The following is an 11,193-nucleotide window of genomic DNA, read 5'->3' as shown; positions in this document are numbered from 1 at the left end:
TGTTGGACCCGTACTCAAGGAGGAGCCGTGAACGAACAGGACGCGCGCCACGCAGTGGAGGCAGCGCTCGGCAAAGTAGCGCCCGACGTCGAGCCTGGCGACCTGGACGGCGGCGCCCGCCTGCGCCAGGACCTGGAACTGGACTCCCTGGACTTCCTCCGCCTGGTGGAAGTCATCGCGGAATCCACGGGGGTGGACATCCCTGAGGCGGACTACCCGGCCGTGGCCACCGTGGACGGGCTGGCCACCTACGTCGCCCGGCACGGATGACACCGCGGCGGAAGCGGCGCTGGCTCCGCCGGCTGGGGATCGCGGCGCTGGTTGTCCTGGGGCTGGTCCTGGCCTCGGCGGTGGCCAACGCAGCCCTGGAGGCGCAGGAGAAGGCCACCACCCCCGCCTACGGGGAGCGGATCGCGGTGGCCGGGGGCTCGCTGAACGTGGTCCGCAACGGAAACGCGAACCAGGGTCCGCCGATCATCCTGCTCAGCGGACTGGGCACCGCCGCACCCGGCCTGGACTTCGCCCCGCTGATCCGCGAACTCAGCGGCTTCGACGTGATGGTGGTGGAAGGGTTCGGCTATGGCTACAGCGACATGGAAGCCAGCGCCCGCACCAACGAGCACATCAGCAACGAGCTCCATGAGGTCCTGTCAAAGCTCCAGGTCCGGCAGCCCTACATCCTGGCCGGCCACTCCATCGCCGGGTTCTACCTGCTGGACTACGCCAACCGGTACCGCCCGGAGGTTTCAGCGGTGGTGGGCATCGACGCCACCATTCCCAAGCCGGGCGACCACCCGGTGGAGGAGGCGCAGCCCGGCATCAACTGGGTCAAGGTGGTGGCTGCCACCGGGCTGGTCCGCGACGTAGCCGCGGTGGCACCGGGTCTGTTCGATCCGGACGGCAACGCCTATTCGGAGGAAGAGCTGAAGCGGATGCGCACCATGATGCTGTGGAACGTGGGCAATGCCGCGGTGGCCGATGAAACAGCCCGCATCGGCAACAACGCGGCAGCCCTCCGCGGAGTCACCTATCCCGCCGACCTGCCCGTCCTGGCGTTCATCGCGGACGAAAAGGACGGCCGGGCAGCCACGAAGGCCGCCGCCGCGGAGGACCTCCTCAGGAACGTCACCCGGCACCGGGTCCTGCCCCTTGAAGGCGGCCACTACCTGCACTGGACGCAGTCCACCCGGATGGCGGCGGAGATCCGGCAGTTCATTGCCCCGGCCGGCTGACGTGCGCTATCCCGCCGCGTGGTCGTTGCCGCGCATCCGGATGGCCACCACGGCGCCGGAAGCTGCGGTGAGGACCGCGACGGCGGCAACGGCGGCGGGGATGCCGTAAAGGTCGGCCAGGACACCGGAGAGCAGGGCGCCCACGGCGAATCCGCCGTCGCGCCACAACCGGTACACGCCCACGGAGCGCGCCCGCCAGGCCGGGTGCGCGACGTCGCCGATGGCGGCCAGCAGGGTGGGGTAGACCAGGGCGGTGCCGAGGCCCAGCACGACGGCGGCGGCGAGCCAGGGCCCGAAGCTGTGGGCGGTTGCGGTGATGCCCAGCGCCACGGCCTGGACCAGCATGCCGGCCGTGATGAACCATTTGCGGCCCCACCGGTCGGAGGCGGCGCCGGTGGCCAGCTGGGCGGCACCCCAGGCAGCGGGGTAGGCGGCGGCCAGGATGCCGATCTGGCCAAGGTCCAGCCCGGCGCCGGCGAACAGGACGGGAAAGAGGCCCCAGGCCAGGCCGTCGTTGAGGTTGTTCACCAGCCCCGCCTGGCTGGCTGCCGAGAGGGAGCGGTCCTTGAAACTGGTGAGGGTGAACACCTGGCCGGTGGTGAGGCCGGCATGGGCGCGGCTGGAGGTGCCGGCATGCTGGATGGCCTCGGTCTTGGCGTGCTGGTGGGTTTCCCGGACGGCGAGGACCGTCAGGCCCAGGCCCAGGGCGATATAGGCGGCTCCGAGCAGGAACGGGGCGGGGCGGAGTCCGAAGGAGGTGGCCAGGTAGCCGGTGGCCAGCGCTGTGGCGGCCACGCCAAGGTAGCCCGCGGCCTCGTTGAAGCCCATGGCCAGCCCACGCTGCCTGGGGCCCACCAGGTCCATTTTCATGATGACGGCGGTGGACCAGGTCAGCCCCTGGCTGATGCCCAGCAGGACGTTGGCGGCCACGATCCAGCCCCAGGACGGGCCGAAGATGAGCATGAGCGGTACGGGAACCGCTGCCAGCCAGCCGGCGATGAGGACCGGTTTGCGGCCGTACTTGTCGGAGAGGGTGCCGGCGAAATAGTTCATCCCGGCCTTGGACAGGCCGAAGGCCAGGATGTACGTCAGCGCCCCTGTGTAGAGGTCCAGGTGGAACTCCTGGGAGGCCAGGAGGGGCAGGACGGTGCGTTCCTGGCCCAGGGTCCCGCCCACCAGGGCATTGACGGAAACCAGCAGCATGAACTGCGCCAGGTTCTGCCGCAGGCCCAGCATGGGACCGGCTGGCCCGGGGGCGTGGGGAAGCGTTCTGTCCGGCATTGGTGCTCCGTTCCTGGCGGTGGATAGGGGGACATAAAGGTGGCCCGGGCGTGTGGGGGCACGCCCGGGCCGGGAGCCCGGGCAGGAGGGGGGTCCTGCCCGGGCGGTCTTGGGGTGGCAGGTCCGGTCAGACGGCGGGGACGCTGTTCTGCCAGGCGTTCCAGGCGGCGTAGCTGCCGTCGAGTTCGACGACGTCGTACCCGGCACGGCGCAGGGCGCTGGCGGCTACGGAGTTCCGGACGCCGGACTGGCAGTAGGACACGATGGTTCCACCGATGGGCAGCTCGTCGAGGTGCCACATGACGCGGCCGCCGCTGAGCTGGTACGAGCCCGGGATGTGCCCGGCCTTGTGCTCGGTCTTGTTGCGGACGTCCAGGACCATGGCGGCGTCGAAACCGTCGAGTTCCTCAGGCTGGATCAGCTTGGGGGTGAAGGTGGGCAGCCCCTCGATGCCGGTCAGGTAGCCGGCCACGTTGTCGATGCCCACGCGGACCAGGTGGTCCCACATGTCCTGGGCCTGCTCCTGGTCCTTGGCCAGGAGCACCAGCGGGTTCGTGTCCGTTTCCGGGTTGACCACCCAGGCGCCGTAGCTGGCCACTGACTTGCCGGCCGGCACGTTCAGGGACCGGGCCACGGTGCCCTGGTGGACTTCGCCGTTGGAGCGGGTGTCGATGAACGTCAGGGTGTCATCTGCCAGGCCCTGGGCCACGACGGCGGTGTCCAGCTCCTGCAGCGGGGCACGCTCGCCCATGACGGCCGGGCCTTCACGGTTTTCGCGCTTCATGCGGCCGAAGTAGGCGTGGGCGTCGGGCTGGCCGTCGAGGAGCTCGTCGATGAAGCCCTGCTCGTCGTTGGCGGCCAGGTAGGGGCCCCACCAGGCGTAGAGGCGTTCGTAGCCCACCGTGGAGGACGGGATGGCACCCAGGGCCTTGCCGCAGGCGCTGCCGGCGCCGTGGGCGGGGTGGACCTGGACGTAGTCCGGGAGAGTGAGGAACTTGTCGCGGAGGCTGGCGAAGAGCTGCTTGGCGCCCTCGAAGCGGGTGTCCACGCCGCCGGCTGCCTCGTCCAGCAGGTCCGGCCGGCCCAGGTCGCCGGAGAACACGAAGTCTCCGGAGAGCAGGTAGCCGGGCTTGTCGCTGAACGCGCCGTCGGTCACCAGGAAGGACAGGTGCTCCGGGGTGTGCCCGGGGGTGTGGACTGCCTTGATGTTGATGTTGCCCAGGGTGATGGTGTCGCCGTCGTAGAGCCGCTCGCCCTCGAACTGGTACTGCCAGTCGGGTCCGCCCTCGCCGGAGACGTAGATCTTGGCGCCGGTGGCGGCTGCGAGTTCGCGGGTGCCGGAGAGGTAGTCGGCGTGGATGTGGGTCTCGGTGACGGCCACGATCTTCATGCCGTTCTTGGCGGCGAGCTCCTGGTACACGGAGATGTCGCGGCGTCCGTCCACCACGATGGCTTCGCCCTTGGCCTGGCAGCCGATGACGTAGCTGGCTTGTGCGAGGTCTTCGTCGTAAATGCGCTCGATAAGCATCTGGTGCTCTCCTTCAGTTGAAAGGGGATTGGGAGGTGGTTCTGAATTCAGTATAGATACCCCCGGGGGTATCCCGCAAGTGCGCTGCGGCCTATGCGGATGTCCTGCGGAAGAGCCGTGGCAGCAGGCGCCGGAGGCCTGGTGCTGCGGGGTTTTTTGATGGTGCCGGCTGGTCTGCCGGAGTTTGGCTGTAGCTGACGGGATGCCCTGCCCGGTACCACTCGGTGATCCCGCCGGCCACGTTGACCGCGGTGTGTCCGCGGTCGGTGAGGACCCGCGCGGCCTGGCTGCTGCGCTTTCCGGAGCCGCACATCAGGTAGAGGGTCGTATTGGGCAGGTCCGTGAGCCGGGAGGCCAATTCATCCAGGGGAATGTTCAGGCTCCCCGGGACGTGCGCGGTGGCGTGCTCCTCCCGGCTGCGGACGTCCACCAGCGTGACGCGGGGCCGCGCCAGGGCGAGTTCGTCCGCCGTGACCGTACGGAACGCCCGCTGGTCCGTCATGGCCTCAGGCGTGCTGGTGTCCGGCTTCGGCGCGGAGCGTGTTCATGTCCAGGTTCTTCACGGCCTGGATGACTTCCTCCAGGCCCGTGGCGTTGAGGGCGCCGGGCTGGGAGAAGACCAGGGTCTTGTCCTTGAACGCCATCAGGGTGGGGATGGACGTGATGTTCGCTGCGGCGGCGAGAGCCTGTTCGGCCTCGGTGTCCACCTTGGCGAAGGTGATGTCCGGGTGGCGTTCGGCGGCGGCGCCGTAGGTGGGGGCGAACATGCGGCAGGGGCCGCACCAGGCTGCCCAGAAGTCAACGAAGACGATGCCGTTGTCCTCCAGGGTCTGGGCGAAGGATTGCTGGGTAATGTCGATGGTTGCTGCCATGATCTGTCGTGTCCTTTCGGGCGAAGTTTGTGGTTGCGCTGTGTTTGTTGGTTGCGCTGTGCCGCAGGGGCAGGGCCTAGGTGGTGGGGAGCCCGGCGCGGGTCCAGGCGGTCATGCCGCCGGCCATGGTGTCCGCCTTGTAGCCGGCGCCGTTGAGGGCATCGGCGACGGCGGCGCTGCGGTTGCCGCTGCGGCAGACGGCGATCACGGGCACGGCCGGGTCAAGCTCGCCCAGGCGGGCCTGCAACTGGCCCATCGGGATATGCAGGGCGCCGGGGATCATGCCCTCGGCGACTTCGAAGTCCTCGCGGACGTCGAGGATCCGGGCGGTGGAGCGGCGCTGTTCGGCTTCGGTGATGGTGATTTCAGCCATGATGGTTCTCCTTCGAAGTGGTGTGTGGCTGGAGCTGTGGTGGTGTTGCTAGCGGACGGGTTCGCCGGCCTGGCGCCAGGCAGCCATGCCGCCGCGCACCGAGTACGCGTCGTACCCCTTGGCGGCCAGCAGCCTGGCTGCCGAAGCGGAGCGGACGCCGGAGGCGCAGACGGCAATCACCGGACGGGTTTTCTGGATGCCTGCGGTGCTGGCCTGCAGCCGGTCCAGGGGAACGTGCTTGGCCTGCGGCGCCCGGCCGGTCCGCCATTCCTGGGCCGACCTGACGTCGATGAGCGTGGCCCCGGAACCCAGGAGTTCCTTGGCCTGGGCCACCGAAATCGTCTTGTAGGGCTTGCTGAAGGCCTTCTTGAGGGAATCAATCAGTCCCATGGTGTTCTCCTCTATGGATGGGTCAGGCGGTGACCGTGCCGGCGGTGACCCACGCCGCGACGGCGAAGATGAGTACCGCGAACGATATGCGGATGTGTTTGTCGTGCAGCCGGCGCGCAAACCGGGCGGCAACCACCGATCCCACGATCGCCGGGATGGCGAACGCCAGGGTGGTGGCCCAGTCGATGGTGTAGCCGGCGGCGTGGGCGCTGAACCCCGCGGCCGAGTTGACCACGATGATGGCCAGCGACGTTCCCACGGCCTGCTTCATGCGCAGGCCCAGGAAGATGGTCAGCGCGGGGGTGATGAGGAAGCCGCCGCCCACGCCCAGCAATCCGGTGAGGAACCCGACCAGCAGGCCCACTCCCACGGCTTTCGGGGCGCAGGACCGGAATGCCCGGTTCGGCCCGGTGCTGCAGGACCCCTCGCTTTCGCGGGGCTTGCTGAGCATCCGGATGCCCGCGGCCACCATGATCCCGGCGAAGGCCAGCATCAGGATGTTCGGGTCCAGCAGCTTGCCCACGGCCGCACCGGCCCAGGCTGCCGGGATGCCGGCACCCCCCACCAGGGCGATCACGGGCCAGTTCAGGCCTTCCCGCAACCTGGGGAGCAGTGCTGCCAGCGAGGAGATTCCCACCACCAGCAGCGAGGTGGGAATGGCCTGGGCGGGGCTCATGCCCACGCCGTACACCAGGGCGGGAACAGCGATGATGGACCCGCCGCCGCCCACTACGCCCAGTACGACGCCGACGACGAGCCCCAGACCCAGGGCCGGGATCATGCTGCCGCGCCCTCTTCAGCCGGCTGCACGGGGAGCTGCAGGATGGCACTTTCGCGGGTGGGTTCCTTGGCGGCCTTGTTCCACGGCATGGCAGACAGGGCCTTGCCCATGGCGCAGGTGTTGGTCGCGGCCGAGAACGTCAGCCCGGCGCCGATGGCGCCGGCCAGCATGCGGACCTTGGGGGAGACGAACTTGCCCCCGGCCAGGCCCAGCATCACCAGGGAGCCTGCGGCCAGGCGGACCTGGCGTTCCAGGTCCCAGCGGTCCTTGCCCTTGACCACGTCGCCGCCGGCGGCGGCGAAGCCGGGAACCCCGCAGGTGAGCACGTAGGCGGTGTCGAGGCCAACAGCGGCCATGCGCTGGCGGGCCTGTTCGGCGCGGACGCCGGACTGGCAGACCAGGACAACGCGGGAGCCCAGGCGGGCAGCGAGCTCATCGGTGTGCTCGGAGAGCAGCGGAAGCGGCACGTTGTAGGAGCCGCGGATGTGCATGGTTTCGAATTCAGCGGCGGAGCGAACGTCGATCACCACAAGATCCTGGTGCTCTTTGATCCAGGACTGGAGGGCCTCAGGGGCGAGTGCAGTAACGGCTGTTGCTGTGGAAGGGGATGTCATGGGTGGCCTCTCGGAAGGGGTCGGGTGGATACCCCACCGAGTATTACAGATACCCCCGGGGGTAGTCAAAACACCCATGGGGGTATATAGTTGACGGCAAGCACCCCATCGATGGAGACCCCTTTATGGAACTGAACCCAACCGAACTCACGCCTGTGATCAACCGCCTCAAGCGCGCACAGGGCCAGCTCGCCGCTGTGACCCGCATGCTTGAGGAGGGCCGGGACTGCAAGGACGTCGTCACCCAGCTGGCCGCCGTGTCCAAGGCCCTTGACCGGGCGGGCTTCGCCATCATCGCTACCGGGCTTGAGCAGTGCATCGTCCAGAAGGACGAAACCATGGACCGGAAGGACCTGGAGAAGCTTTTCCTCTCCCTCGCCTGACCGGCGGCACGCTGCGCGCCCTGAGCCCCAGCACCCTCTAGACCCGCACCGCCCGGCAACTTCAAGGAGCATCATGACCTACACCCTGGCCACCACTGTTTCCCTTCCCTGGGCGGAGGCGCTGGAGCGCACCCGCGAAGCCCTCGCCGCGCAGGGGTTCGGGATCCTGACCGAAATCAACGTCCGGTCCACCTTCGAAGCCAAGCTCGGCGCCGAGGCCGCGGACGCCGTCGGGGATTACGTCATCCTCGGTGCCTGCAATCCCGCCCTCGCCAGCCGCGCCCTGGCTGCCGAACCCGAGATGGGTGCCTTGCTGCCCTGCAACGTGGTGGTGCGCCGGAACAGCTCCGCGGACTCCACCACGGTGGAAGCCATCGATCCGCAGACCATGGTGCAGCTCAGCAGCGCCCCTTCCGTGAAGGAAGTGGCGGACGACGCCGGCACTCGCCTGCGCAAGGCCCTCGCCAGCCTGGGCCAGACTGAAGGCTAGTCCCCGCAGCTCCCGTGTGGTCTACTGCTGACAGGCCTGGCCTGCCGGCAGCCGCCGGCAGGGCCTGACCGGCCGGCTGGAACGAAAAGGGAAGATCATGGCGGAACCACTGGTCATCGTTTTTGACGTCAACGAAACGCTCTCGGACATGGCCCCGCTCGGCGAGGTCTTTGCGCAGACCGGCGCGCCCCGCGGGCTGGCCAAACTTTGGTTCGCCACGCTCCTGCGGGACGGCTTCGCCCTCACCGCCAGCGGCGACAACCAGGCCTTCGCCACCATTGGCGGCGATGCCCTCCGCACCGTGCTGGAAGCCGAAGGGATCTCCGGGAACCTGGACACCGCCGTCGAACGCGTCATGGCCGCCCTGCAGAACCTCTCCCTTCACCCGGATGTCCCTGCCGGGGTCCGCGCCCTGGCAGCTGCCGGGCACCGGCTGACCACCCTGACCAACGGCGCGGCCGCCAATACGGACAGGCTGCTGGTTGCCGGCGGCATCCGGGATAAATTCGAGCTGCTCCTCTCGGTGGAGGATGCCCCTGCCTGGAAACCGGCCAAAGCCGCGTACCTGTATGCGGGCGCCTCGGCCGGAGTGGATCCGTCCGGCATGTTGCTGGTCGCCGTGCACCCCTGGGACATCCACGGCGCAGCCAGGGCCGGGCTGCGGACCGCCTGGATCAACCGGACCGGCGCCCGCTACCCCTCGTATTTCCGTGCCCCCGACATCACCGTCGGGGCACTGACCGAGCTGCCCCCGGCCCTCGCCGCCTAGGCTGGTGGCCGGGGCCGCAGCCGTGGTGGCGGACGCCGCGGGAATACCTGTAGTCTCTGTTCACGGTGATGGATCCCGCCGGAAGGCCTGCGCTGGTGCGCGGTCTTCGAACCGCCACATGGCTGATGGTTCCTGCCTTTGACACGAAGGCAGGTGACCCGTGCCCGCGCCCGGTTCAGTCTTCCTGCCCCGCCGAACAGGAGAGCACATGACTGAGCCCGAGAAACCAGCCCCCTCCACTGGCGGCGTTCCCTATGCACTCCGGAAGATCAGCGGGCCGGTGCTCATGGGGGTGGTGCCGGGCCAGCCGCTGGCCGTGGCCCACCGCGCCGCCGAGCTGGCCTACAGCCTGGGCGTGAAGCTGGTCTGCGCCTACGTGGACGTCACCACCTACCTGGCCGAAGAGCCCGACGGCACGGTGGAAGCGCGCCCCATCGATCCCGACGGGGTTGATGACGACATCGAAGGCATCAGCGCCTCCATCGCCGGCCATCTCCGCGAAGCCCTGGACGGGACCGGGATCGGCTGGTCCTTCGTGACGCTGGCCGGGGACCCTGCCAGGGCGCTGGGACGGCTGGCGGAAACCACTGACGCGTCCGTCATTGTGGTGGGCACCCGGGAACGCGGACTCGGGGCGCGGCTGGAGGAACTGCTCGTGGGATCCGTGGCAGTCCATCTCACCCACCGCCAGCACCGGCCCGTCCTGGTGGTCCCCCTGGCCCCGCACCCCAGGCACCAGCCGAAAGCGGACCACTGATGGAGCAGCCCGTCCCCGGGACCACAGCGGCCGGCGACACAGACCAAGGGACGCTGGGCGAGGCACGCGTCCACCGGCCGGTCCACCTGCACCCGGGATTCGTCCTGGTGGTCATCGTGGGCGGCACCTTCGGCGCCCTGGCCCGTTATGGGCTGGGCAGCGTCCTGCCCGCGCCAGGCGGCTGGCCGGTACCCACCCTGGTCATCAACCTGGCGGGGGCGTTCCTGCTGGGTGCCCTGCTTGAGTCTCTGGTCCGCCGGGGCGCTGACGCGGGGCGGCTGCGGCTGGTCCGGCTGCTGGTGGGCACCGGGTTCCTGGGCGCCTTCACCACCTACAGCACCCTGGCCGTGGAAACCACCACCCTGTTCAGTGCCGGCCGCAGCGCCGACGCCTTCATCTATGTGGCAGCCTCCGTGCTGGTCGGAGCCGTGGCCTCCGTGGCCGGCATCCGGCTGGCAGCAGCCCAGCATGCCCGGACCAGCTCCCGGCCAGGCACAGCCGGCCCCCGGAAGGAGGGAACCCGGTGAGCCCCCTGACCATCATCCTGCTGGGACTCGCCGGCGGCCTCGGAGCTGCCACCCGCTTCGTGGTCGACGGCCTGGTGCGCGCCAAAATCAGGACCGCCCTGCCGGTAGGGACCATTGCCATCAACGTCACGGGATCGTTCCTGCTGGGCCTCGTGGCGGGTGCCGTGATCGTGCATGCGGCGCCCCCGGAGCTGCAGGCCATTGCCGGCACCGGATTCCTGGGCGGCTACACCACCTTCAGCACCGCGAGCTTCGAAACCGTCCGCCTGGTCCAGTCCGGCCGCACGGGACTGGCCCTCCTCAACGCCCTGGGTACCGCAGCAGCCGCCGTGGCCGCCGCTGCCGGAGGCTTCGCCGTCGCGGGGCTGCTGTAACGGGACGGGCTGCTGTGACGCGACCGGGCGGCAGCGTACCCACACCAACTAGGCAACCGCGGCCGGCACACCCTGGAGTCCGGCGCGGTGCAGGTGTTCCAGTTGGACCACGTCGCGGGTAAAGGACAACGCGAGCAGGGCCAGGGCGAGTGCCGGTACCGACGCCGCGGCAACCGCAGGGACCCCGGGGAGGAGCGCGAACAGCAGCGCGAAGGGCTGGAACGCGCCAATGGCTTTGCGGGATGCGCTGGGCGGCAGCGCCACCCGAAGGTGCGGCCGGACGAGCCCCGCGGCGACGAACGCGTAGTACATGGCCCCGATGCCCAGCGTCCAGGGGCCCGCCACGGGAGCGGCGGCAACGGACAGTACCAGCACCAGGGCGGCGTCGGTGGCGGAATCGAACCGCGCCCCGGCAGGCGACGAGGTTCCGGTGCGCCGGGCCACCACACCGTCCAGCCCGTCCAGCAGGAACGCGGCGCCGCCCAGGACGGGGAGGAGCAGGTCTGCGCGGCGGCCCGTGAACAATTGCGGGACGGCCAGCACCGCGCACAGGGCCACGAGGATGGCGCGCAGCAGGGTGACCCGGTCGGCCGGCGTTGAGAACCGGGGGATACGGCGCAGGACAGAACCGGCGGCGGCCACGGCCACCAGGGCGCCCGCGCACAGTCCGGCCAGCTGGAGGACCGGCACGGTGGGGGACAGGGACGTCAGCCAGAGGGCCGACAGCACATAAATGGAAACGGCGCCGAACGCATCCGGCACCGCCCGTTCAGCCGCGCCCATGTGCCACCTCCCCTTGCATGCTAACAACGGCGGGGGTGA

The 11,193-nt window shown here is 69.4% G+C and carries 17 protein-coding genes and 1 riboswitch; of the genes, 8 read left to right on the top strand and 9 right to left on the bottom strand.

The window, feature by feature from the left end:
• The first annotated feature begins 27 nt into the window (after window positions 1-27).
• The gene (locus tag PUN51_RS03130) at window positions 28-270 is read left to right on the top strand and encodes an acyl carrier protein (protein WP_159633252.1); all 243 of its coding nucleotides are present in this window, start codon (window positions 28-30) and stop codon (window positions 268-270) included.
• Window positions 267-1,232 (top strand): alpha/beta fold hydrolase, encoded by a 966-nt coding sequence (locus PUN51_RS03125; protein ID WP_275179880.1) that lies wholly within the window; start codon window positions 267-269, stop codon window positions 1,230-1,232. The genes PUN51_RS03130 and PUN51_RS03125 overlap by 4 nt, the downstream gene beginning before the upstream one ends.
• Window positions 1,233-1,238: 6 nt before the next feature.
• Here PUN51_RS03125 and PUN51_RS03120 read toward each other — a convergent pair whose 3' ends face one another.
• From PUN51_RS03120 to PUN51_RS03085, 8 genes are all read right to left on the bottom strand, one after another.
• On the bottom strand, window positions 1,239-2,513 hold the full coding sequence (locus PUN51_RS03120; RefSeq protein WP_275179879.1) for an MFS transporter: 1,275 nt from the start codon (window positions 2,511-2,513) through the stop codon (window positions 1,239-1,241).
• 127 nt (window positions 2,514-2,640) lie between these two features.
• On the bottom strand, window positions 2,641-4,041 hold the full coding sequence (locus PUN51_RS03115) for an MBL fold metallo-hydrolase (RefSeq protein WP_275179878.1): 1,401 nt from the start codon (window positions 4,039-4,041) through the stop codon (window positions 2,641-2,643).
• 91 nt (window positions 4,042-4,132) lie between these two features.
• A complete protein-coding gene (locus PUN51_RS03110; protein WP_275179877.1) occupies window positions 4,133-4,543 on the bottom strand; it encodes a rhodanese-like domain-containing protein in 411 nt (136 codons plus the stop codon).
• Between the two features lie 4 nt (window positions 4,544-4,547).
• Window positions 4,548-4,913 carry a thioredoxin gene (trxA, locus tag PUN51_RS03105; RefSeq protein ID WP_275179876.1) on the bottom strand — a complete coding sequence of 122 codons (366 nt, stop codon included), beginning with the start codon at window positions 4,911-4,913 and terminating at the stop codon, window positions 4,548-4,550.
• Window positions 4,914-4,989: 76 nt separating this feature from the next.
• Window positions 4,990-5,286: a rhodanese-like domain-containing protein gene (locus PUN51_RS03100; protein ID WP_109864070.1), complete on the bottom strand. Its 297-nt coding sequence runs from the start codon at window positions 5,284-5,286 to the stop codon at window positions 4,990-4,992.
• A gap of 48 nt (window positions 5,287-5,334) precedes the next feature.
• On the bottom strand, window positions 5,335-5,676 hold the full coding sequence (locus PUN51_RS03095) for a rhodanese-like domain-containing protein (RefSeq protein WP_275179875.1): 342 nt from the start codon (window positions 5,674-5,676) through the stop codon (window positions 5,335-5,337).
• 22 nt (window positions 5,677-5,698) lie between these two features.
• Window positions 5,699-6,457, bottom strand: coding sequence for a sulfite exporter TauE/SafE family protein (locus PUN51_RS03090; RefSeq protein ID WP_224026917.1), 759 nt, complete (start codon window positions 6,455-6,457; stop codon window positions 5,699-5,701).
• Window positions 6,454-7,071, bottom strand: a complete 618-nt coding sequence (locus PUN51_RS03085) for a rhodanese-like domain-containing protein (protein ID WP_275179874.1) — start codon at window positions 7,069-7,071, stop codon at window positions 6,454-6,456. Before PUN51_RS03085 ends, PUN51_RS03090 begins: the two co-directional genes overlap by 4 nt.
• A gap of 125 nt (window positions 7,072-7,196) precedes the next feature.
• Here PUN51_RS03085 and PUN51_RS03080 point away from each other — a divergent pair, with 125 nt between their 5' ends.
• The 6 genes from PUN51_RS03080 (at window position 7,197) to crcB (ending at window position 10,371) form a co-directional block, all read left to right on the top strand.
• On the top strand, window positions 7,197-7,454 hold the full coding sequence (locus tag PUN51_RS03080; protein WP_043452296.1) for a metal-sensitive transcriptional regulator: 258 nt from the start codon (window positions 7,197-7,199) through the stop codon (window positions 7,452-7,454).
• A 73-nt stretch (window positions 7,455-7,527) separates the two neighbouring features.
• On the top strand, window positions 7,528-7,944 hold the full coding sequence (locus tag PUN51_RS03075; protein ID WP_224026915.1) for a DUF302 domain-containing protein: 417 nt from the start codon (window positions 7,528-7,530) through the stop codon (window positions 7,942-7,944).
• A 97-nt stretch (window positions 7,945-8,041) separates the two neighbouring features.
• A complete protein-coding gene (locus PUN51_RS03070; protein ID WP_275179873.1) occupies window positions 8,042-8,713 on the top strand; it encodes a haloacid dehalogenase type II in 672 nt (223 codons plus the stop codon).
• A gap of 55 nt (window positions 8,714-8,768) precedes the next feature.
• Window positions 8,769-8,855: riboswitch (Fluoride riboswitch) on the top strand.
• 66 nt (window positions 8,856-8,921) lie between these two features.
• Window positions 8,922-9,470, top strand: coding sequence for a universal stress protein (locus PUN51_RS03065; protein WP_275179872.1), 549 nt, complete (start codon window positions 8,922-8,924; stop codon window positions 9,468-9,470).
• Window positions 9,470-9,997, top strand: coding sequence for a fluoride efflux transporter FluC (locus PUN51_RS03060; RefSeq protein WP_275179871.1), 528 nt, complete (start codon window positions 9,470-9,472; stop codon window positions 9,995-9,997). Before PUN51_RS03065 ends, PUN51_RS03060 begins: the two co-directional genes overlap by 1 nt.
• Window positions 9,994-10,371, top strand: coding sequence for a fluoride efflux transporter CrcB (gene crcB, locus PUN51_RS03055; RefSeq protein WP_275179870.1), 378 nt, complete (start codon window positions 9,994-9,996; stop codon window positions 10,369-10,371). Before PUN51_RS03060 ends, crcB begins: the two co-directional genes overlap by 4 nt.
• 48 nt (window positions 10,372-10,419) lie before the next feature.
• On the opposite strand, the gene PUN51_RS03050 is transcribed toward crcB, so the two are convergent.
• Window positions 10,420-11,154 (bottom strand): CDP-alcohol phosphatidyltransferase family protein, encoded by a 735-nt coding sequence (locus tag PUN51_RS03050; RefSeq protein WP_275179869.1) that lies wholly within the window; start codon window positions 11,152-11,154, stop codon window positions 10,420-10,422.
• Window positions 11,155-11,193: the final 39 nt, after the last annotated feature.

Source organism: Arthrobacter sp. NQ4 (assembly GCF_029077345.1).
Lineage (GTDB): Bacteria > Actinomycetota > Actinomycetes > Actinomycetales > Micrococcaceae > Arthrobacter.
The sequence above is the reverse complement of the archived record's forward strand: the minus strand, read 5'-3'. Positions and strand labels throughout refer to the sequence as shown.

Coding starts and splice junctions, on each gene's coding strand:
- PUN51_RS03125 (WP_275179880.1), top strand. CDS start 267: ATGACACCGCGGCGGAAGCGGCGCTGGCTCCGCCGGCTGGGGATCGCG.
- PUN51_RS03120 (WP_275179879.1), bottom strand. CDS start 2,513: ATGCCGGACAGAACGCTTCCCCACGCCCCCGGGCCAGCCGGTCCCATG.
- PUN51_RS03115 (WP_275179878.1), bottom strand. CDS start 4,041: ATGCTTATCGAGCGCATTTACGACGAAGACCTCGCACAAGCCAGCTAC.
- PUN51_RS03110 (WP_275179877.1), bottom strand. CDS start 4,543: ATGACGGACCAGCGGGCGTTCCGTACGGTCACGGCGGACGAACTCGCC.
- trxA (WP_275179876.1), bottom strand. CDS start 4,913: ATGGCAGCAACCATCGACATTACCCAGCAATCCTTCGCCCAGACCCTG.
- PUN51_RS03100 (WP_109864070.1), bottom strand. CDS start 5,286: ATGGCTGAAATCACCATCACCGAAGCCGAACAGCGCCGCTCCACCGCC.
- PUN51_RS03095 (WP_275179875.1), bottom strand. CDS start 5,676: ATGGGACTGATTGATTCCCTCAAGAAGGCCTTCAGCAAGCCCTACAAG.
- PUN51_RS03090 (WP_224026917.1), bottom strand. CDS start 6,457: ATGATCCCGGCCCTGGGTCTGGGGCTCGTCGTCGGCGTCGTACTGGGC.
- PUN51_RS03085 (WP_275179874.1), bottom strand. CDS start 7,071: ATGACATCCCCTTCCACAGCAACAGCCGTTACTGCACTCGCCCCTGAG.
- PUN51_RS03080 (WP_043452296.1), top strand. CDS start 7,197: ATGGAACTGAACCCAACCGAACTCACGCCTGTGATCAACCGCCTCAAG.
- PUN51_RS03075 (WP_224026915.1), top strand. CDS start 7,528: ATGACCTACACCCTGGCCACCACTGTTTCCCTTCCCTGGGCGGAGGCG.
- PUN51_RS03070 (WP_275179873.1), top strand. CDS start 8,042: ATGGCGGAACCACTGGTCATCGTTTTTGACGTCAACGAAACGCTCTCG.
- PUN51_RS03065 (WP_275179872.1), top strand. CDS start 8,922: ATGACTGAGCCCGAGAAACCAGCCCCCTCCACTGGCGGCGTTCCCTAT.
- PUN51_RS03060 (WP_275179871.1), top strand. CDS start 9,470: ATGGAGCAGCCCGTCCCCGGGACCACAGCGGCCGGCGACACAGACCAA.
- PUN51_RS03050 (WP_275179869.1), bottom strand. CDS start 11,154: ATGGGCGCGGCTGAACGGGCGGTGCCGGATGCGTTCGGCGCCGTTTCC.